Genomic DNA, 20,011 nt, shown 5'->3' on the forward strand with positions numbered 1-20,011 from the left:
CTCTAATTATAAGTGCCAGACTCCCTCGATAGAGACGTACGGATAGAGCCACGATGGCAAGGGGAGATATAAGGGCACTCGTCGTCGACGACAGCGAGTTCTTCGCCCAGATGACGGCCGAGACACTGACCGAAGAACACGACATCGAGGCCGTCGCCGTCAACGGGGGCGATGCGGCGCTAGATGCGATGGCAGACAACCACTTCGACTGTATCGTCAGCGACTACGAGATGCCGGGTATGAACGGCTTAGAGCTGTTGGCGACGGTTCGAGAGTCGAACCCGACGCTCCCGTTCATCCTCCTCACCGGGCGGGGCGACGAGGAGACGGCGAGCGAGGCTATCGCGGCGGGCGTCGCCGACTACCTCCTCAAACTGGAAGTCGTCGAGGACAAGCAGTACGGTCGACTGGCAAACCGCATCGAGAGCGTCGTCGAACAGGAGCGGACGCGCAAGAAGTTCGAGTCCCTCGTCGAGAACTCGCCGGACGGCATCGCACAGGTGACCGGCGACGGTGTGTTGCTGTCGGTGAACCCGGTGATGGCCGACCGACTGGGCGCGCCGGCGGACGAACTCGTCGGCGAACGCCTCACCGACGTGATGGACACCGAGGCGGCCCGACGGCGCATCGCGGCGGTCCGCAGTGCGCTCGATAGCGGTACGACCGAGAAGCGAGAGGACGCTATCGACGGTCGCCATTACCAGACGCAGTTCGTCCCCGTCGAGAGCCACCTAGATGGGCACACCGTCCAACTGGTCTCCCGCGACGTCACCGACCGCGTCGAGCGCGAACGGGAACTAAAGCGACAGAACGAGCGGCTAGAGGAGTTCGCGAGCGTCGTCAGCCACGACCTGCGGAACCCGCTCAACGTCGCACAGAGCGCCATCGAACTGCTCGACATCCCCGACGAGTCCGACGACCTCGTAGCGAAAGTCGAGCGCTCGCTGGACCGCATGAGCGAGATAATCGAGGACGTGTTGACCCTCGCCCGGGAGGGGCGTACCGTGGACGACCCCGAAGCCGTCAGCATCGAGACGCTCGCCACCGACGCGTGGGCGTGGGTCGAGACGGGCGAGTCTGCCCTCGTGGTCGAGGACGACGTCGAGATAGTCGCCGACGCCACTCGGGTACAGGACCTCTTTGCGAACCTGTTTCGCAACGCCGTCGAACACAACGACGCGCCCGTGACCGTCGAAGTCGGCGTCGGCGACGACGGGTTCTACGTGGCCGACGACGGGATGGGCGTCGACGGCGACGCCGACGTCTTCGAGATGGGTCACTCCTCGACCAACGAGGGCACCGGTATCGGTCTGGCCATCGTCTCGCAGGTGGCACAGGCCCACGGGTGGAGCGTCGGCCTGACCGAGAGCGCCGACGGCGGCGCCCGGTTCGACGTCCGCGGCGTCGAGACGACCGCCTGAGACGGGTTTTTCACGCCTGACACCCTAGGCGGGACGATGACAGTTCGGGGCGTTATCGTAGATTTGGACGGGACCGTCTATCACGGCGACCGCCTGTTGCCCGGCGCTGCCGCCGCCATCGACCGGTTGCGCGAGCGCGGATTGTCGCTGTGCTTTTTCTCGAACAATCCGTTGCACGACGGCACGGAGTACGTCGAGCGACTGAGCGAGTTGGGCGTCGATGCCCGGCCGGGGGAGGCCTGCTCGTCGGCCGTGGTCACTCGGGAGTACCTCGACGCGAACCACGCGGGCGACGGCGTCTTCGTCGTCGGAGCGCCCTCGCTCCGTGACCGGGTCCGAACGACGCGTGCGAAACTCGTCTCGGACCCACGCGCCGCCGACGCACTGCTCGCGTCGTGGACCGACGAGTTCCACTACCGCGACATGGTCGATGCCCTCCGAGCGCTCGACGACGAGACGGTGTTTCTCGGCACCGATCCGGACCCGACCTTCCCCGACGAGGACGGCAACCCGACGCCGGGGTCGGGCGCGATAATTCGAGCCATCAGCGGCGTCGTCGAACGGGACCCGGACCTCGTCCTCGGAAAGCCCTCCGACGTGGCCGTCGAGGCGGCCCTCGAACGGGTCGGCTGTTCGGCCGAGGAGTGTCTGGTCGTCGGTGACAGACTCGATACGGACGTCGCCATGGGCGAACGCGCGGGGATGCAGACCGCCCTCGTCAGGTCGGGCGTCAGCGACGACGCCGACGTCGAACGGAGCGAGGTGACGCCGGACCACGTCGTCGACTCGCTGGCGGACGTCGACGGCGTCCTCGATGCTATCCGCTGAGCCTTCGTGTAGCCTCACCTACGACTTTATGGCGCACGCGGTCGTACCATCGGCCGGTGCTACCGATGAGCAAAGACATCCTGATGATAGTCGGTGACTTCGGCGAAGACTACGAGATAATGGTCCCGTACCAGACCCTCCTGACCGTGGGCCACAGCGTCGACGCCGTCTGTCCGGACAAGGAATCGGGCGACACTATCAAGACGGCCATCCACGACTTCCGGGGCGACCAGACGTACATGGAGTCGCGGGGGCACAACTTCGAACTGAACGCGACGATGGCCGACGTAACCCCGAGCGACTACGACGCTCTCGTCGTCCCCGGCGGACGGGCACCGGAGTACCTCCGGACCCACGACGAGGTTATCGAGGCGGTCCAGCACTTCTTCGAGGCCGACAAACCGGTCGCGGCGCTCTGTCACGGCCCGCAGATACTCGCCGCCGCCGGGGTCCTAGACGGCTACGAGATGACGGCGTATCCGGCCTGCCGGGCCGAGTGTGAGGCCGCCGGGTGTTCGTGGGTCGACGGCGTCACCCGCGACCGGAACCTCGTCACCGGGCAGGCGTGGCCCGACCACCCCGAGTGGTTGAGCGAGTTCATGACCGTGCTCGGCGACGAGGTCAGTCACGGCGACGCGGCCGTGGCCGCCGACGACTGACCGACCGTTCGGAAATGGTTAGCAGGACAATATTTGTATAGCACACCATCCAACGCTAGAGTGCAATGGTCGCAAACACCGCACTTCTCGGCCTGTTCGTGCTGGCCGGGGTTGCCCTCCCAGCGATACTCTACCTCCTGCTCGGAGGGGGTCGAGGACGGCGAATCGAGGCGAACCGATAGCGGTCCGACGTGGCGGACCGAAGCCAGCGTGACGAGACGGCCCGTTCTCAACCTGTGGCCGGCCGGAGACGGTGGACGGCCCCGGTCTCGCCGGAGACGCCTCGTTTGTCCGTGGTACAGACGAGTAGTTCGCCGGCCGTCGTCCGGCCGAACGAGAGGACGTTCGACCCGAGTCCGTCGCCCTCGACCGGGACTGCCCTGACCGGCCAGCGGTCGTCGCCGCGGTCCGTCGCGACGAACAGATCGCCTCGGGCCCGCCAGTCGGCGAACACGTACCGCCCTTGCAGGGCCGGAATGTCCGCTCCGTCGTAGAGGTACCCCCCGATGACCGAGATGCCGGAGACGTCACCCCCCTCGTGCGGGTACTGGACGATGGGGTCCCGAAGAGGGGCACCGTCGGGCGTCTCCGTCGGGCAGTCCTCGACCCGGAAGCAGTTGGCACCTTCCCGGACGTTCCACCCGTAGTTGCCGCCGCGTTCGACGACGCTGACCTCCTCCCACTTCGACTGGCCGACGTCCGCGACGAAGAAGCGGCCGTCCGGACCGAAGGAGAACCGCCACGGGTTCCGGAACCCCCACGCGAACTGTTCGGGTAAGCCGTCCTTATCGACCAACGGGTTCCCGGACGGAATGGCGTAGGGTCGACCGTCCTCGCCCTCGCTATCCACGTCGATGCGGAGGATACTGCCCAACAGGTTCTCGGTGACGTCCTGTCCGTTGCCCCCGTCGACGGCGTCGTACCAGTCCTCGACGTGGCCCTGCCCTTGGTCGTTGCCGGCCCCGCCGTCACCGACGGCGACGTAGAGGTAGCCGTCGGGGCCGAACGTCACGGCGCCCGCGTTGTGGTTGCCCTGCGGTTCCGGAATCTCCAGTACCGTCCGTTCGCTGTCGGGGTCGATGGTGCCCGAATCGACCGCGAACTCCGAGAGGACGAACGTGTGCGAGTAGTTCTCGGGCGTTCCGTCCCGGCGTGGGGCACTGTACCGGAGGTACGCCCGACCGGCTCCGTCGTAGTCGGGATGGAACGCCAGTCCCAACAACCCGCGTTCGTCGTACCCGCTCACGCTCACCATCCGGTCGGTGACGTCCAGTGCGACCTGTGGGTCGGCGTCGGGGCCGTCGACGACGTACACTTGGCCGGCTTGGTCGACCACCCAGTACTCGTCGGCCCGCGGTACGACCACGTCGAGCGGTGAGGTGAATCCCGTCGACACAGGCTCGGCTCCGAGTTCGAGCGAGTCGAGCGAGGGGTCACTGGTCGCCGTCTCCGTCGCCTGTCCGCTCCCGGAACCGCCGTCTACACACCCGGAGAGTGCCGTGAGTGCGATACCGCCCGCTTTGAGGAAGCGCCGCCGCGTCGAATCGTCCATACTGTGTTGGCGGGTGCCACACGCAAGAATATTCGCCGGTATCGGATAAACTTAGAACAGCGGGGAAGTGTACCGATGTCGAACCCTTTATGAAACGGCTCACGCTATGGTCAAGACGAATCATGGTTGACAAAGCGGACCTCCGCGACCAGTTCACCGAGGCGTTCGAAGACGCAGACTACCCGATTGCCAGCCCGATGGACCTCGTGCCGGCCCTGCCGAACGGTCCGTCCACGAAGTTCGAGTCTGGCGACTTTTCGATGAGTGCGATGGAACTCAACACCAAACTCGACGGGGAGTTCCCCTACGAGAGCGTCGACGACTTCGTCGACGACGTGATGGATTCCCTCGAAGCCCAAGACCTCATCTAAACCGTCAGCAGCGACGGGCGAGCGACGGCGACGACGAACGCGACGGCGAACACGCCCAGTGCGAGGAGGAGGTAGTTCGCGAGCGTGTTGTCCGCCCGAGTCAGCCCCAGCGTGTAATTTTTCCCCGAGAGTGGCCAGAACGGCGCGATGCCGGCCGGCGTGACGACGTCCGCGAGCAGGTGTGAGACGATACCGGTCAGGCCGACGACGACACCGAACGCCGCCAGTCGCGTCGCCGTTCCGACGCCGTTCGCGGACCCGACCAGCCACCCGGCGCCGCCGAGCGCGAGGCCCACGACGGCGGCGAACAGCAACGTGTGGGTCACCCCGCGGTGGCTGACGAACGGCACGCGCTGGTCGTAGTCCGGGACGGGCGCGAGAGCGAGCGAGAGCGCCCCACCGGCGACGGCGAGGCCCGGTGCGTCGACGAGGAGGAGTGCGAGGCCGAGCGGCGCGTACACGAGCAAGGCGGCACCGTAGTGGCCCGGTCGATACATGGCTGGCTCTCTGGGTCTCCAGTGGCTTGTAGCTGGCGTGTCCCGGTATCCTTGCGGTTTATGTGGGGCGCTGCCAAAGGCCGCGTATGTTCGTGACGCCGGGACTGGACCTGCTCGTCGAGACGTTCGGCCCCTTCCTCATCCCGGCGACGCTGTTCGTCCTCGGCGCCATCGGCTATCTCTTCCTGTGGCTGCTGACCCGGTCGCGACGCGAGACGTACACGGCCGACGACGAGTGAGAGCGGTGAGCGCCGCAGTTTAGCACCGCCACGCTTTTGCATTAGACTCGTCTAATTCTTCCCATGCTGAGCGCGAAGATGGAAGATTACCTCAAGGCGATATATCGGCTCGAACGAGAGGGCGAGCCGCCGGTCGCCACGTCGACCATCGCCGAGACGCTGGACGTGACGCCGCCGACAGCGACGAGCATGGTAGAGAAACTCGAAGACCGTGAACTCGTCGAGCGAGAGAAGTACAAAGGTGTCACGCTCACCCCCGAGGGCGAGACGGTCGCACTGGAGGTCATCCGCCACCATCGCCTGTTGGAGACGTTCCTCACCGAGGAACTGGGCTACGATTGGTCGGAGGTCCACGAGGAGGCCGAGATCCTCGAACACCACATCAGCGAGGAGTTCGAGCGCCGCGTCGCCGCCGCGCTAGACGAACCGACCGTCGATCCGCACGGCGACCCGATTCCCAACGACGAACTCGAACCCATCGACGACCACTCGGCGTCGGCACTCGCAGATCACGGCGAGGGCGCACGGCTGGAGGTCGCTCGCGTCCGCGACCGCGATTCCGACGAACTGACGTATCTCGACGAGGCCGGCATCACGCCCGGGACCGACCTCGTCGTCGAGGAGGTCGCACCGATCGGGATGGTGACGGTCCGTCTCGACAGCGGTGAGAGCGTCGCGCTCCCGGACCACATCGCAGACGCGATTCAGGTCCGGACCCCCGACGACTCCGTCGCCGACGAGGTGAGCAAGGTGTGAGCGAGGCGACGTGGCTGACCGTCGTCTTCGTCGCCGCCGGGGCCCAACTTGCGGTTCTCCCCGGCGAGAAGGTGCAGTTCATCATCGCCGGCCTGTCGACCCGCTTCAGTCCGTATATGGTCGTCGCGGCCGCCGGCACGGCCTTTGCTGGTTGGACCGTGGTCGAAATCTGGCTCGGGCAGACGGTGACGACCATGCTCCCCGGCGCCTACTTAGACGCCATGACGGCGGTCCTGTTCCTCGCCTTCGCCGTATTGTTGGTCGGAACCGCCCCGGCGTCGGACGCCCCCGAGCGAGAACCGGCCAGCGGCGTCCTGACCGACGGCGGCGAACTCGACGTGCGCGTTCCGGTCGCCGACTGGCAGGTGCCGAACAAGATGGGCGGGTTCCTCCCTATCTTCGCGATGATGGCCTTCGGCGAGTTCGGCGATAAGACCCAACTCGTCACCATCTCCTTGGCCGCCCAGTACGCCGCCTTCCCGACCGCTATCTGGACCGGCGAGATGCTCGCCATCATCCCCGTCAGTATCGCCAACGCCCTGTTCTTCTACCGCTTCTCCCACACGTTCGACGTGCGGAAGGCCCACTTCGCCGGGGCGGCGCTGTTCCTCTTCTTCGCCGGGGACTTCGCCGTGAACGTCCTCTTTGGCGTCTCGGTCTGGGAGACGCTCGTGTCCGGTATGGCCGGCGCCCTTCCCTTCTGACCGACGGGGACACTCATTAGGCAGGCCCGACGAGTTCGGGTATGCGCGGACTCGACGACACCGACCGTGACATCGTCAGACTCCTGCTCGAAGACGCACGGCGTCCGTTCAGCGACATCGCAGAGGAGGTCGGTCTCTCGGCCCCGGCCGTCTCCGACCGGGTCGACCGCCTCCAGGAGATGGGCATCGTCCGCGGATTCACGCTCGACCTCGACCGCTCGCTGCTCCGCGCTGGCGTCCCCGTCCTCGTCGAGATCGACGCCGAACCGGGCCGTGCGGCCGCGGTCCGAGACGGACTCGCCGACGCAGACGCCGTCGAACACGTGTTCCGGACGGCCGACGGACGGGTGACGGCGACGGCGACGGTTCCGCAGGCCGAAGTCAGCGACCTGCTCGACGCCCACGTCGACCTGAACGACGTCGACAGCTACGAGGTGCGACTCGTCGCCGACAGCGAGTGGACGCCGGGGCTGGGCACCGCCGAGTTCGCGCCGGAGTGCGCCGAGTGTGGCAACACCGTCGACGAGGAGGGCGAGCGCACTGTCCTCGACGGCGACAGCTACTACTTCTGCTGTGGGTCCTGCGAGTCGCGGTTCGTCGACCACTACGAGTCACTCAAAGAGGGAGCGTAAGTTCGCATACGACGACACCAGTTGTGAAGGTCGCGCCCTGCTTCCAATTTCGAATCGAAATTTCAAAGGCGTATTCGGATTCGTTTCACAAGGACAAACCGCATCAACGAGTATCCCGTACTACTAGGCGAGATGACCGAACGGACAGTCCGCCTCGAACTGACGGGGATGAGTTGTGCGAACTGCTCGGCGACCATCGAGGAGCGCGTCGCCGAGTTAGACGGCGTCGAGTCCGTCGACGCGAACTACGCCACCGACGAGGGGAGCGTCACCTACGACCCCGACGTGGTGTCGCTGGGCGACGTGGTGGCGGCCGTCGAGGACGCGGGCTACGGCGTCGTCACGGAGACGGTGAGCGTCGCCATCACCGACATGTCGTGTGCGAACTGCGCCGAGACGAACGCCGAGGCGCTGGAACGCACCGAGGGCGTCGTCGCCGCCGACGTGAACTACGCCACCGACGAGGCGCAGGTGACCTACCTCCCGTCGGCGGCGTCGCTGTCGGACCTCTACGACGCCATCGAGTCGGCGGGGTACACGCCGGTTCGAGAGGACGAGACGAGCGGCGAGGGTGGCGACGGCGGGGGCGAACAGTCCTCGACGGACCGCCGCGACGCCGCCCGCGACGCCGAGGTGAAAAAGCAACTCCGACTGACGCTGTTCGGCGCGGCCCTCTCGCTGCCGCTCCTCGTCTTCATGGCCGACCACCTGCTCTCGCTGGGGCTGTTCGAGTCGACGCTGTTCGGCGTTCCGCTGGGCTGGGTCCAGTTCGCGCTCGCGACGCCTGTCCAGATAGCGCTCGGCAAGCCGTTCTACGAGAACGCGTACAAGGCGCTCGTCCGGAACAAGCGCGCCAACATGGACGTGCTCATCGCGCTGGGCTCCTCGACGGCGTACGGCTACTCGCTGGTCGCCCTGCTGGACCTCATCGCCAGTACCGGCCTGTACTTCGACACGGCGGCGTTCATCCTCGTGTTCATCACGCTGGGGAACTACCTCGAAGCCCGCTCGAAGAGTCAGGCCGGCGCGGCCATCCGTCAACTGCTGGAGATGGAGGCGGACACGGCCACCGTCGTCCGCGAGGACGGCTCCGAGGAGGAGATTCCGCTGGACGAAGTCGAGGTCGGCGACCGCCTGAAGGTCCGCCCGGGCGAGAAGATACCGACGGACGGCGTCGTCGTCGACGGTGACTCTGCCGTCGACGAGTCGATGGTCACCGGCGAGTCCGTCCCCGTCGAGAAGGGCGAGGGCGACGAGGTCATCGGTGCGACGGTGAACCAGAACGGCGTCCTCGAAGTCGAGGCGACGAAGGTCGGGTCCGAGACGGCGCTCCAGCAGATCGTCGAGCGCGTCAAACAGGCCCAGTCCCGCCAGCCGGAGATTCAGAACGTCGCCGACCGCATCTCGGCGTACTTCGTCCCGGCCGTCATCGCCAACGCGTTGCTGTGGGCGGCGGTCTGGACCGTTGCGCCCGACGCGCTGGCGAGTTTCGTGAGCGGGTTGCCGGTGTGGGGACTGGCGGCCGGCGGTCCCGCCACCGTGGGCGTCACCGAGTTCGCCGTCGTCGTCTTCGCGTCGGCGGTGCTCATCGCCTGCCCCTGTGCGCTGGGGCTGGCGACGCCCGCCGCGACGATGGTCGGGACCACCATCGGCGCCCGCAACGGCGTCCTGTTCAAGGGTGGCGACGTGCTGGAACAGGTCCGCGACATCGACACCGTCGTCTTCGACAAGACGGGGACGCTGACCGAGGGCGAGATGGAACTGACCGACGTGGAAGTAGTCGAAGCGGCCGCGGACGGTGGCGAGCAGACTGCCGCCGACGGGGGCGAACTCCGTGAGGCCCCCGAACTCACCGAGGCGTACGTCCTCGAACTGGCCGCCATCGCCGAGAGCGGGAGCGAACACCCCCTCGCACAGGCCATCGTCGAAGGTGCTCGGGAACGCGGTATCGACGTCCCGGACGCCGAGAGCTTCGAGAACGTCCCGGGTCACGGCGTGCGGGCGACGACGCCCCACGGCGAGGTGCTGGTCGGCAACCGGAAACTGCTCGAAGACAACGGTGTGGACACCTCGCCCGCCGAGGAGCAGATGGACGCCCTCGAACGCGAGGGGAAGACGGCTATGTTGGTCGCTGTCGACGACACGGACTCGGGATTCCGCCTCGCCGGCGTCGTCGCCGACGCGGACACCGTCAAGGAGAGCGCCGCCGACGCCGTTTCCGGCCTCCGCGAACGCGGGACCGACGTCTGGATGATTACGGGTGACAACGAGCGCACCGCTCGCGCCGTCGCCGAAGAGGTCGGCATCGACCCCGAGAACGTCCGCGCGGAGGTGCTGCCAGAGGACAAGGCCGAAGCCGTCGAAGACATCCAGTCTGGCGGGAAGCGGGCGATGATGGTCGGCGACGGCGTCAACGACGCCCCGGCGCTCGCGACGGCCACGGTCGGGTGTGCGATCGGCTCTGGCACCGACGTGGCCATCGAAGCGGCCGACGTGACCCTGCTCCGTGATGACCCCGCGGACGTGCTGAAGGCCATCCGCATCTCCGAGGCGACGCTCCAGAAGATCAAGCAGAACCTCTTCTGGGCACTGGGGTACAACACCGTGATGATTCCGCTGGCCTCGCTGGGTCTGCTCCAACCGGCGCTCGCGGCGGCGGCGATGGCCGCCTCCTCGGTGTCGGTGCTGGCCAACAGCCTCGCGTTCAGGCGCTACACCCCTGACGACGACTACGAACTGCTGGGCTTCTTCCGGCCCTGACCGGGGGTTCCAGTACACTAATCTGGCACGAGACCCGAGTGGAGGCCAGTGAGCGATTCACAGCGCGCCGACCGGTCGGGAGCGGACAAACGGCCGACGGGACTGGGCGTCCGTCTGCGGGCGCTGTGGCGCGCCCTCGTCGTCGGCTGGCAGTTCGTCCCCTTCGTCCTCGCGTGGGCCCGCGACCGAAAACGGTTCCTGTTGTTCGGCCGCTCGCGCTCGGTCTCCAGCGACGACCGGACTCGGCGGGCGCGAAAACTGAAACAGACGTTCGTGGACCTCGGGCCGGCGTTCATCAAACTCGGACAGATGCTCTCGACGCGGCCCGACGCACTGCCGGCCGAGTACATCGAGGTGCTCTCGGAACTACAGGACAAAGTGCCGCCGGACCCGTGGGCCGACATCGAACCGCTGCTCGAACGGGAACTCGACGGCGCCGTCGACGATCGGTTCGGGGCGTTCGACACCTCGCCCATCAGCGGCGCGTCGCTCGGACAGGTGTACGAGGCAGAACTCGACGGCCAGCGAGTCGCCGTGAAGGTGCTGCGGCCCGGCATCCGCGAGCGCGTCGAGTCGGACCTGCGTGTGCTGGCCGCGCTGACGCCGATTTTGACCTCGGGCGCGGACCCCGGACAGGCGTTCACGCTGGAGAACCTCACAGCGGAGTTCTCGGCGACCATCCGCCGCGAGATGGACTACGCACACGAGGCCCGGATGCTCCGAGAGATCGGTGCCAGTTTCGCCAACGACGAGGGCGTCACCATCCCGGACGTGATAGAGAGTCACACGACGGGCCGCGTGGTGACGATGGAGTACGTCGACGGGGTGAAAATAGACGACGTGGCACGGATCGACGAGCTGGGTATCGACCGGGCTGAGCTCGTCCAGCGCCTCGAAGAGGTGTACATCCAGATGATCGTCGAGGACGGGCGCTTCCACGCCGACCCGCACCCCGGCAATCTGGCGGTCCAACCCGACGGGACTCTCGTCTTCTATGACTTCGGGATGACGGGGCGACTCGGGCCACAGACGCGCGACCAGTTGATGGAGTTCTACGTCGGACTGGCGACTGACGACGTCGACCGGGTGATGGACGCGTTCGTGGCGATGGGGGCGCTCGACCCGATGGCCGACCGCGAGGTGATGCGCGAGGCGTTCGAGATCGTCATCGAGCAGTTCCGCGGCGAGGACATCAGCGAGTACCGAATCGAACAGCTCGTCGGCCAGTTCGAAGACCAACTGTACGAGTTCCCGATGCGACTCCCGCAGGACCTCGCGCTGGTCGTCCGCGTGACGACTGTACTCGAAGGCGTCTGTCGCACGCTCGACCCCGACTTCGACTTCATCGAGATAATCACCGAGTACGTGATGCAACAGGGTGCGGCCGACGCTGGCAAAGCCATCCGCGAGGAGGTGCAAGCGACGATGACTCGGGCGGGCCGGTCGCTCGTGACGACGGCCCCGAAGGCGGAGGCGGCGCTTGACACGGCGAGCCGTGGCGAGTTGGTGCTGGAGACGATACTGAAAGACAGCGACGGCCTCGCCCGGCAGATGGCCAGACGGCTCTTGCTCGGGATGGTCGCCGCCGCCGGCGTCCCGGTGGCGGCGTTCTTCTACGTCGATGCGACGCTCCCGTCCACCGCGCTCGCGCTGGGCGGATCGGCCGCCACGCTCGGGCTACTGGCGTGGTCGTTCCGCCGACAGCGGCGGCCCGCGTTCACGACGCCGCAGTTCACGCGCCACGAGATGCGACGGCGGCGCGAGGAGTAATCAGAGGTCGCCCGAGCGGGCCAGCCGTCGAATCTCGTCGGCCCGCGCTCGTATCTCGGTCCACTCCTCCTCGTCCGTGTTGTCGACGTGGGTGTACAGCAGTCCCATCCGGTGGTTCGAGCGCAGCGCGTCCTCGTTCCGATCCAGAAAGTCCCAGTAGAGCGCGTTGAACGGACACGCACCCTCGCCGGTGGTCTTCGTCTCGTCGTACGGACACCCCGAGCAGTAGTCGCTCATCTCGTCGAGGTAGTTCGCCGAGGCGGCGTACGGTTTCGTCGCGAAGACGCCCGCCCCGTAGAGGCCCATCTCGACGACGTTGGGCGTCGTCACCCAGTGGAAGGCGTCGACGTAGCCAGCGTGGAACCAGCGGTTCAGTTGCGCCGGTTCCACGCCGTAGATGAGCCCGAAATTGGCGAGAACCATCAGGCGCTCGATGTGGTGGGAGTACCCACGGGCCCGGACGCCATCGACCACGTCAGAGAGGCAGGCCATGTCTGTCTCGCCCGTCCAGTAGAACTCGGGCACGTCCTCGGTCGCGCCGAGTTGGTTCGCGTCGGCCAGCGCGGGCATCTCCCGACGGTAGACGTGCCGGAGAAACTCCCGCCAACCGAGGACCTGTCGCACGAACCCTTCGACGCTGTTGAGCGGGGCCTCGCCGCCTTCGTAGGCGGCTATCGCTCGTTCGACTACCTCGTCTGGAAGGAGCAGGCCGAGGTTCAGCGACGTCGACAGGAGACTGTGACTCATGGCCCACTCGTCGCCGCGCATCGCGTCCTGATACGGCCCGAAATCGGTGAGGCGGTGGGTGACGAAGTGGTCCAGCGCACGAACCGCCTGCCGTCGGGTCACCGGCCAGCAGAACGACTCGGGGTCGGCCCAGTCGCCGCCGTACGGCGGGTCGTCGTAGCTACCGTCGAACGTCTCTCGGACCCACTCGGCGACGGCCTCGGTGGTCTCGTCCCGTTCGAAGGTGGGTGGGTCCGCCGGGGTCCAGTCGTCAGGCGGTGTCTCGCGGTTCTGGTCGTCGTAGTTCCACTCGCCGCCGACCGGGTCGCCGTCGTCCATCAGGTACCCCGTCGACCGGCGCATGAACCGGTAGAACTCCTCGTGACGGTAGCGGCCGTCACTGGCCCACGTATCGAACTGGCCGGGTGAACAGAGAAACCGCTCGTCCGGGACGAACTCGACGGCGCCGCCCGCGTCGGCGACGATGCGCTCGATGCGCTCGCGTGCGCCGGGCGCCTGCGGCATCGTCGTCACCAGCGTGTCGTCCGGACGGCCCTCGAAGTGGGCGGTGAGTCCTTCCTCGAACGTGTCTACCTGTCGGTAGTCGACAGTCCGTCCCTCGGCGCGGAGGTCGTCTCTGAAGTGCCGCAACGCGGCGAACACCAGCGTCAGTTTGTGTGGGTGATACGGCAGTTTTCGAGCGAACGACTCGGCTTCGACGAGGAGGACACGCTCGTCCGGTCGACGCGCCAGCGGCCCCCGCCGCCGAACCAGATGGTCGGCTCTGAGCCAGACCGTCACGACAGCCACCTCACTCGCATACCGGGACACACGACAGCCACCGGAATGAACCCCCGTCCAAACTGTGTCGGTATCGAGTACTTGATCCCGAGATCACCGATACGCAGAAGAGTCAAGTTTCTGTAACGAACTCGTTCGGCGCGGCCGTTTTATCTACCACCGGAACTGCCGAATTTCAGACTCTCGGACCCACATGATCGTCTATTCTGTTGTCGTCGAAGCGACTACCTTTAGTGTCTGGAACTCGAAATTCGGGCGCATGACAGACCACCTCGATCGGCGGACGTTCATCCAGAGCACCGCGGCCGTGTCGGGCGCCGGACTCCTCGCTGGCTGTGGCGGGTCCGGCGGCGACAGCGGTGGGTCGGATGGCGAGTCCGGCGGCGACAGCGGTGGCACCGAGACGGCCGACAGTACGCCGACGGACACCGAAGACGGGAGCGGCGGTGACGTCCCGTCCGACGTGAGCGACTACCTCTCCGACGTCGGGAACTTCGACGGTACCGTCGCGGACGAGACCGGGACCGGGAACGTCGAAGTGACAGTCGGTGCCGAGGGCAACGGCGGCGCCTACGCCTTCGCCCCCGCGGCGGTCCGCATCGACGCCGGAACGGACGTCAACTGGTCCTGGACCGGCGAGGGTGGCTCCCACAACGTCGTCCACGAGGAAGGCGAGTTCGAGAGCGACCTCGTCACCGAGTCCGGCAACGACTTCCAGCACACTTTCGAGTCCGCTGGCGTCTATCTCTACTACTGTCAGCCACACAAGAGCCTCGGCATGAAGGGCGCCATTATCGTCGAGTAACGGTTTCCGACTCGGGTCTCCGTTTTCACCGACCGCCCAGTGACGACCGCCCCGCGACGTACAGCGAGTACGCGACGACGGCGAACCCCACCATCGTCAGCGCGTTCTCGAACACCAGCGCCGTCTGGGTATCGAAGCCAAAGACCTGATCGGCCACGCCGGCCAGCAACGACCCGGACGTGACCGTCCCGAACCCGACGGCGAGATACGTCAGCCCCCGCGACCGGGACTTCACCGCCGCCTTGGCGGCGAAGTAGGTGATGAGACCGCCCAGTAGCAGCGTGACTGTCTTGAACCCGAGGACGACGAGTGGTATCTGTCCGTTCATAGTTCCTCACTGACGCGGGACCAGAGGCGCGCTAACCGCTCGTCCGGCGTCTCGCGGTCCCGCAAGACGTCGACGTCGAACGAGTCTCTCCCGTCGAGAGCGACGAACACCCCGGTACAGTCCCGGACGTACGTCGTCTCGTGGTGGCCATCGGACCGGATGTCCGTCTCTTCGGAAACGAGTGCGGCGTCGCTCAACTGTTCGAGCTTTCGGTACGTACTCGTCAGTGGGAGTTCACAGGCGTCGGCCACTCGTTTCGCGGAGAGCGGTTCGTCGAGCGTCGCGAGGATGTCGCGACAGTCCGGGTCGGCCAACGCCTCGAACGTGGCCTGCTGGTCGGGCGGGTCGTCTCCTGACACGGGGGGACCTCCTGTGGGCGACAGTGGGGCGGGTGGAGTGGTACGCTCGGTTTCGTGACGGCGACTCTCGGTGGCTTTCCCACGGAGCGGCATTCAACGTGACGGTCGGGTCGGCGGGTCCCGTCCGGTCGGTGATAAACGACCATCAGATAAAGGGTGCCCGTTGATTTCCAGATTCTGGAAAGCACGCCCACGGTTTTCGGGTCGCCCTCGCGTAGCGGGACACGCAATGGAACGGCCCTCCACCCGCAGACGGTTCCTCGCGAGTACAGCACTGACCGGACTCGCCGCGACCGCCGGTTGTCTCTCGACCGGTGAGACGACACAGGCCGTCGGAGACGCGGCCGACGGTACAGCCACCGCGTCGACCGAGACAGCCGAACTGACGCCCCCTGACTCCCTCGAAGAGTGGCTCGCGGACGCCAACGGCTACGACGGCGAACCCCGAACGTTCGGACGGGGGTCCCGGCCGACGATCTCCGTCGGCCACGAGACAGACCGTGGCTGGGCGTTCGACCCACCGGTCATCGAAGTGACGCCGATGACCTTCGTCCGGTGGGACTGGACCGGTCACGGCGACCAGCACAACGTCGTCGCCCTCGACGGGACGTTCGACAGCGGCCGCACGAACGCCCAGTCGGGCACTGGCTACCACTTCATCTTCGAAGAGACGGGCGAGTACCCCTTCGTCTGTGAACCTCACAGCGAAGCGGGGATGAAAGGCGCCGTCATCGTCCGCGAGGTGCCGACGACGGGCTACGAGGCAGTCGACGAGTGGGTAGCCGAGGCCGGCAACTTCGAGGGGACCGTCGCCGACCGTACCGGCAGCGACACCGCCGCGGTCACCGTCGGCGCCGAGGGCAACGGCGGCGCCTTCGCGTTCGACCCGCCCGTCGTGCGAATCGACGCCGGGTCGACCGTCCGCTGGGAGTGGACCGGGGACGGCGGCGCTCACAACGTGGTGTTCGAGAACACCGACGTCAGTTCCGGCGACGTGGCGAGCGAACCCAGCACGACGTTCGAACACACGTTCGACGACCCGGGACAGTATCTCTACGCCTGTCTGCCGCACAAGGCACTCGGGATGCGGGGCGCTGTCGTCGTCGAGTAAACGACCACTCCGCGGTACCGTCCCATACTTCCCCTCTCCGAGTCCGCGTCCCTCGCCTCCGCTCCTCGCAGAACGGGCGTGCAGTGAACGCAGCGAGCGAACCGGCACGGCGGGATTCGAACCCGAGGCAACCGCTCACTCCGTTCGCGTTTGCGTGATCCGAATCCAGTGCCCGTTCGCTCGTCGCCTCCGCTCCTCGCAGAACGGGCGTGACGGGATTCGAACCGGAGCAAGACGGTCGCCTCGCTTCGCTCGGCGCTGCGACTTGCAGGGCTCGAACTCCGTGCCCGTTCGCTCGTCGCCCCCGCTCCTCGCAGAACGGGCGTGGCGGGATTCGAACCCGCGCTCTAGGGGTTAGGAACCCCTCGCCCTCGTCCACTAGGCCACACGCCCTGCCCGGACGGTGGCGTGACTGCTGGAAAACGATTTCGTTCGGACGAAAGAGGAAAAATCCGGGGCTTAGTTGTTCGACTCGGTCGCCGTCTCCTCGGTACTCGAGGTGTCCGTGCTGGCGTCGGCCGTCTCGCCAGCGCTGGCGTCAGTACCGCCCTGTTTCATCTCTTCGAGTTCCTGTTCGACCTCTGTCCGCCCTTTCTGGAACTCACCCATCGCCTCACCGGTCGAGCGTGCGAGTTTCGGAATCTTGTTCGCCCCGAAGAGGAGGACGGCGATGAGGAGGATGACCATCATCTCCGTCGTGCCCGGCATCCCCGGGAACAGTGGTACGAATGTCCCTGACATTGTAACCGAAGTTTACGTGGTTGCTATTATAGTCTTTTTGCTCATCGTCGGCGCGTGATACCGCGTTATAGGCCTTTTCACGCTTCGAGCATGGAATTCACTCCGACGCGAACAGCGACTGGATAGCAGGTGGGTTCGAAACAGGGACCTACTGCTGGGCTAAGCGTGCCGTAACGTCGTCTACCCACTCGGGGACGGCGACATCGGCGAGGGTGCCGTCGCGCCACGTCGTCACGACGTCTGTCTCACCGTCACGAGTCAGGTCGATACGCCACTTCCGGCCGTCCTCGGCGGTGATGTCGAAGCGAGCGCCGCCGGAGGACAGCGACTCGACGTGTTCGACGGTCACTTCGATTCCGGTATAGACCTCCATCGTGTCGGGCATATCCGGGGAGACGGGTCCCGGGGTGTTAAAACGAACCGTCGAACTGATCGGATAGGTGTCGGATAGTCGCTAGTAGAGGCATCAGGGACGGCAAAACGGTCACAAAGGATTTCAGACAGGAGGCGAAAGCCACGGCCATGCTTACAGTCGGTGACGAGGCGCCCGATTTCACCGCACCGCTCGCCAACGGTGGCATCGGTGAACTGTCGCTGTCAGATGCCGTCGCCGACGGCCCTGTCGTCCTCGCGTTCTTTCCCGGCGCGTTCACGAGCGTCTGTGGCGACGAACTGGAAGCGTTCGACGAGCGTCGGGACGAACTGGAAGCGTTCGACGAGCGTCGGGACGAACTGGTCGACGCGAGCGCGACGGTCTACGGCGTCAGCATCGACACGCCGTTCGCACAGAACGCCTTCCGCGACCAACTCGGCCTCGGTTTCGCTCTCGTCAGCGACAACGAGCGAGCGATAATCGACGCGTACGACGTCTCGATGGACTTCGAGGGACTCGGCGTCTACGACCTGGCGAAACGCTCCGTGTTCGTCGTCGACGACGGGCGACGGATAACCTACGCGTGGGCGACGGACGACCCCGGAGTCGAACCGAACTACGACGACGTCCTCGATGCAGTGCGGGCGACCTGATCGAACGGGGGCGGCCTTTTTCTCGCTGGCACGCCTTGTCGTATCTATGAGCGAGACAGAGGGTGCTGCCGCCGGGCGTATCTACGACCCCAGCCGTGACCACGCGTTTCCGGACGAACGGGTCAACGCCGTCCTCGAACTGTTGGCGAGCGACGACGAGGTACAGGCGTACCTCCACGCCCAAAACGTCAACCCGGTCATGCGAAAGCGGTACAACGACCACGGAAAGAAACACATCGACATCGTCCGCAACCGGGCGCTGTGTCTCTACGACCTGCTCAAACAGGGTGGTGTCGAGTTCAACGGTGCCGACGACCACGACCTAGACGAGGCCGACGAGGCCGTCATCATCGCCTTCGCCGCGACACTTCACGACATCGGACACGTCGTCCACCGCGACGAACACCCGTACTACTCGATACCGCTCGCCGCGGACCTGCTGGACAGACTGCTAACGGAGTTCTACGACGTGAACGAACTGGTTCGGGTGAAAGGCGAAGTGCTCCATGCCATTCTCTGTCACCACACCGAGGAGATCCCGCTGACGCTGGAAGCCGGCGTCGTCAGAGTCGCCGACGCGCTGGACATGGAGCGTGGTCGCTCGCGCATCCCCTACGAACGGGGCGGCCGCGGCATCAACACCGTCTCCAGTCAGGCCATCGAGACGGTGACACTCAGCAGCGGCGAGGACTACCCCGTGCTGGTCGAAATCGAGATGAACAACGCGGCGGGCGTCTATCAGGTCGACAACCTCCTGAAGGCGAAGTTGAACGACTCCGGCCTCGAAGAACACATCCGCATCGTCGCGTTGAACTCCCGCGAGGACGGCAACCGGATCGTCGAACGCATCGAGCTCTGAGACGCAAACCTGTATCTGACACAACCGTTTTGTAGCCCGCCGCCGTACCTCTGTGTATGAGTCTCACACCCATGGACGAGCCGAAGGGTGACCACACCGGTGCGCTCCCAGAGGTGGAGGACGACCCCGGCCTCGTCCAGCGGTTTCGGCTTCGGGCCCGTGGGTTCCTCCGCAGTCTTCCGGGTGGGGACCGACTGCTCTCGTGGGGCGACGACCGCGGCGGTGACCGTCCACAGTCTCGGGTCCACATCGACGGCCTCGCCGACCGGGCCGTAGAGCCACCCGAATGTCCCCGTATCGGCGACCTGCCACGGCGCGACCGCCCGTTTACCTACCCCACTCGCAACCACAGCGAACGGAACCGGGTCGACCTCGTCTGCGTCGAGACGGACGACAGACTGACAGTCTCGCTGCCGGAGAACCCCGACGCGACGCTGACCTCCGACACCTGGGAGCGCGTCGAACCGTAACCGTCGCTCGCTCGTTTCTCACGTTCAGATCGGTGTGTCGAGCGACGGACACACCGGCTTACTCGAAGAACAGATCGGTCCCCGGCACTGCGACGGCGTCGGCCGGCAGTTCGGTGAGCCACTCGGTCCCCTCTGCGTCCCCGTCGCCACTCGACTGGTCGTTTTGTAGCGACGCCGCGAAGACGACGAAGTACCGTTCTGCAGTCCGGTCACCGTCTGCGCTGTGAGCCTCGTAGTGCCAGACGGCCTCGACGCCGTCGAGTTCGACGCCGAGTCCGGCATTGGTTTCGGCCCACTGTCGCGCGGTCGCCGCGAAGTCCTCGTTCGGGCCGACGCTCGCCGACGGAATCTTCCAGTCACACGTCTCGGTAACCTGCATCACCAGCGTCTCGCCGTCGCCGTTGCGGACCCCGACTGGCGCCATGTCGTCCATCTTCTCGAGTTGGTCGACCGTGGCTGCGTCGACGGTATCCGCCTCCTCGTGGAACGTGACGTCGTCGCGGTCGCGTAGCGATTCGGCGTCGTAAATCGGGCCGGTCGTGGGCGCTGCGTCGGATGCAGTCATAAATTCTTGAGTGGGCCAGACAAACTCAAAA

At 66.0% G+C, this 20,011-nt stretch carries 23 protein-coding genes and 1 tRNA gene; 15 read left to right on the forward strand and 9 right to left on the reverse strand.

Annotated elements, in window-relative coordinates; genetic code table 11:
- The first annotated feature begins 53 nt into the window (after positions 1 to 53).
- The 3 genes from NDI85_RS03660 to NDI85_RS03670 all read left to right on the forward strand — a co-directional run bounded on the left by NDI85_RS03660 (position 54) and on the right by NDI85_RS03670 (position 2,908).
- A complete protein-coding gene (locus NDI85_RS03660; protein ID WP_188994518.1) occupies positions 54 to 1,421 on the forward strand; it encodes a response regulator in 1,368 nt (455 codons plus the stop codon).
- A 36-nt stretch (positions 1,422 to 1,457) separates the two neighbouring features.
- Entirely contained in the window at positions 1,458 to 2,249 is a 792-nt protein-coding gene (locus tag NDI85_RS03665; RefSeq protein ID WP_310914949.1) for an HAD-IIA family hydrolase, read from the forward strand.
- Positions 2,250 to 2,314: 65 nt separating this feature from the next.
- On the forward strand, positions 2,315 to 2,908 hold the full coding sequence (locus tag NDI85_RS03670; RefSeq protein ID WP_188994513.1) for a DJ-1/PfpI family protein: 594 nt from the start codon (positions 2,315 to 2,317) through the stop codon (positions 2,906 to 2,908).
- A gap of 229 nt (positions 2,909 to 3,137) precedes the next feature.
- Here the strand turns inward: NDI85_RS03670 and NDI85_RS03675 are convergent, their stop codons facing one another.
- The gene (locus tag NDI85_RS03675; protein ID WP_310914950.1) at positions 3,138 to 4,460 is read right to left on the reverse strand and encodes a PQQ-dependent sugar dehydrogenase; all 1,323 of its coding nucleotides are present in this window, start codon (positions 4,458 to 4,460) and stop codon (positions 3,138 to 3,140) included.
- Between the two features lie 122 nt (positions 4,461 to 4,582).
- Here NDI85_RS03675 and NDI85_RS03680 point away from each other — a divergent pair, with 122 nt between their 5' ends.
- Positions 4,583 to 4,831, forward strand: coding sequence for an MTH865 family protein (locus NDI85_RS03680; RefSeq protein WP_188994509.1), 249 nt, complete (start codon positions 4,583 to 4,585; stop codon positions 4,829 to 4,831).
- On the opposite strand, the gene NDI85_RS03685 is transcribed toward NDI85_RS03680, so the two are convergent.
- Positions 4,828 to 5,328 (reverse strand): metal-dependent hydrolase, encoded by a 501-nt coding sequence (locus tag NDI85_RS03685; RefSeq protein WP_166969600.1) that lies wholly within the window; start codon positions 5,326 to 5,328, stop codon positions 4,828 to 4,830. The two genes, NDI85_RS03680 and NDI85_RS03685, sit on opposite strands and share 4 nt — an antisense overlap.
- Before the next feature lie 86 nt (positions 5,329 to 5,414).
- Between NDI85_RS03685 and NDI85_RS03690 the strand changes: the two genes are divergently transcribed.
- The 6 genes from NDI85_RS03690 (at position 5,415) to NDI85_RS03715 (ending at position 12,189) form a co-directional block, all read left to right on the forward strand.
- Positions 5,415 to 5,567 carry a hypothetical protein gene (locus NDI85_RS03690; RefSeq protein WP_188994507.1) on the forward strand — a complete coding sequence of 51 codons (153 nt, stop codon included), beginning with the start codon at positions 5,415 to 5,417 and terminating at the stop codon, positions 5,565 to 5,567.
- Positions 5,568 to 5,630: 63 nt separating this feature from the next.
- Complete coding sequence (locus NDI85_RS03695) at positions 5,631 to 6,323, forward strand: metal-dependent transcriptional regulator (RefSeq protein ID WP_166969596.1); 693 nt, start codon at positions 5,631 to 5,633, stop codon at positions 6,321 to 6,323.
- Positions 6,320 to 7,027: a TMEM165/GDT1 family protein gene (locus NDI85_RS03700; protein WP_188994505.1), complete on the forward strand. Its 708-nt coding sequence runs from the start codon at positions 6,320 to 6,322 to the stop codon at positions 7,025 to 7,027. Before NDI85_RS03695 ends, NDI85_RS03700 begins: the two co-directional genes overlap by 4 nt.
- Before the next feature lie 41 nt (positions 7,028 to 7,068).
- The gene (locus NDI85_RS03705) at positions 7,069 to 7,659 is read left to right on the forward strand and encodes an AsnC family transcriptional regulator (protein ID WP_310914951.1); all 591 of its coding nucleotides are present in this window, start codon (positions 7,069 to 7,071) and stop codon (positions 7,657 to 7,659) included.
- A 132-nt stretch (positions 7,660 to 7,791) separates the two neighbouring features.
- Positions 7,792 to 10,419, forward strand: coding sequence for a heavy metal translocating P-type ATPase (locus NDI85_RS03710; protein ID WP_310914952.1), 2,628 nt, complete (start codon positions 7,792 to 7,794; stop codon positions 10,417 to 10,419).
- Between the two features lie 48 nt (positions 10,420 to 10,467).
- The gene (locus NDI85_RS03715; RefSeq protein ID WP_310914953.1) at positions 10,468 to 12,189 is read left to right on the forward strand and encodes an AarF/ABC1/UbiB kinase family protein; all 1,722 of its coding nucleotides are present in this window, start codon (positions 10,468 to 10,470) and stop codon (positions 12,187 to 12,189) included.
- Here the strand turns inward: NDI85_RS03715 and NDI85_RS03720 are convergent, their stop codons facing one another.
- A complete protein-coding gene (locus NDI85_RS03720) occupies positions 12,190 to 13,716 on the reverse strand; it encodes a cryptochrome/photolyase family protein (RefSeq protein ID WP_310915522.1) in 1,527 nt (508 codons plus the stop codon).
- Between the two features lie 259 nt (positions 13,717 to 13,975).
- Here NDI85_RS03720 and NDI85_RS03725 point away from each other — a divergent pair, with 259 nt between their 5' ends.
- Positions 13,976 to 14,521, forward strand: a complete 546-nt coding sequence (locus NDI85_RS03725; RefSeq protein ID WP_310914954.1) for a halocyanin domain-containing protein — start codon at positions 13,976 to 13,978, stop codon at positions 14,519 to 14,521.
- Between the two features lie 25 nt (positions 14,522 to 14,546).
- Here NDI85_RS03725 and NDI85_RS03730 read toward each other — a convergent pair whose 3' ends face one another.
- Complete coding sequence (locus tag NDI85_RS03730; RefSeq protein ID WP_166969584.1) at positions 14,547 to 14,849, reverse strand: hypothetical protein; 303 nt, start codon at positions 14,847 to 14,849, stop codon at positions 14,547 to 14,549.
- Positions 14,846 to 15,208: a helix-turn-helix domain-containing protein gene (locus tag NDI85_RS03735; RefSeq protein WP_220639370.1), complete on the reverse strand. Its 363-nt coding sequence runs from the start codon at positions 15,206 to 15,208 to the stop codon at positions 14,846 to 14,848. Before NDI85_RS03735 ends, NDI85_RS03730 begins: the two co-directional genes overlap by 4 nt.
- A 229-nt stretch (positions 15,209 to 15,437) precedes the next feature.
- Here NDI85_RS03735 and NDI85_RS03740 point away from each other — a divergent pair, with 229 nt between their 5' ends.
- Positions 15,438 to 16,319 (forward strand): halocyanin domain-containing protein, encoded by an 882-nt coding sequence (locus NDI85_RS03740; RefSeq protein WP_310914956.1) that lies wholly within the window; start codon positions 15,438 to 15,440, stop codon positions 16,317 to 16,319.
- 319 nt (positions 16,320 to 16,638) lie between these two features.
- Here NDI85_RS03740 and NDI85_RS03745 read toward each other — a convergent pair.
- The 3 genes from NDI85_RS03745 to NDI85_RS03755 all read right to left on the reverse strand — a co-directional run bounded on the left by NDI85_RS03745 (position 16,639) and on the right by NDI85_RS03755 (position 17,445).
- Positions 16,639 to 16,712: transfer RNA gene (locus NDI85_RS03745), tRNA-Arg, on the reverse strand.
- A 66-nt stretch (positions 16,713 to 16,778) separates the two neighbouring features.
- Positions 16,779 to 17,027 (reverse strand): twin-arginine translocase TatA/TatE family subunit, encoded by a 249-nt coding sequence (locus NDI85_RS03750; RefSeq protein ID WP_188995684.1) that lies wholly within the window; start codon positions 17,025 to 17,027, stop codon positions 16,779 to 16,781.
- Positions 17,028 to 17,208: 181 nt separating this feature from the next.
- A complete protein-coding gene (locus NDI85_RS03755) occupies positions 17,209 to 17,445 on the reverse strand; it encodes a hypothetical protein (RefSeq protein ID WP_188994491.1) in 237 nt (78 codons plus the stop codon).
- 137 nt (positions 17,446 to 17,582) lie between these two features.
- Between NDI85_RS03755 and NDI85_RS03760 the strand changes: the two genes are divergently transcribed.
- Genes NDI85_RS03760 through NDI85_RS03770 form a run of 3 tightly spaced genes read left to right on the forward strand, consistent with a single transcriptional unit; the run spans position 17,583 to position 19,415 of the window.
- Entirely contained in the window at positions 17,583 to 18,086 is a 504-nt protein-coding gene (locus NDI85_RS03760; RefSeq protein ID WP_310914958.1) for a redoxin domain-containing protein, read from the forward strand.
- Between the two features lie 46 nt (positions 18,087 to 18,132).
- Complete coding sequence (locus NDI85_RS03765; RefSeq protein WP_188994488.1) at positions 18,133 to 18,945, forward strand: HD domain-containing protein; 813 nt, start codon at positions 18,133 to 18,135, stop codon at positions 18,943 to 18,945.
- A 56-nt stretch (positions 18,946 to 19,001) separates the two neighbouring features.
- Positions 19,002 to 19,415, forward strand: a complete 414-nt coding sequence (locus tag NDI85_RS03770) for a hypothetical protein (protein WP_229783068.1) — start codon at positions 19,002 to 19,004, stop codon at positions 19,413 to 19,415.
- Between the two features lie 58 nt (positions 19,416 to 19,473).
- On the opposite strand, the gene NDI85_RS03775 is transcribed toward NDI85_RS03770, so the two are convergent.
- Positions 19,474 to 19,980, reverse strand: a complete 507-nt coding sequence (locus tag NDI85_RS03775; protein WP_310914959.1) for an NUDIX hydrolase — start codon at positions 19,978 to 19,980, stop codon at positions 19,474 to 19,476.
- Positions 19,981 to 20,011 lie beyond the last annotated feature (31 nt).

It is taken from the genome of Haloarcula sp. S1AR25-4 (assembly GCF_031624555.1).
GTDB classification, from domain to species: Archaea; Halobacteriota; Halobacteria; order Halobacteriales; family Haloarculaceae; genus Haloarcula; species Haloarcula pellucida.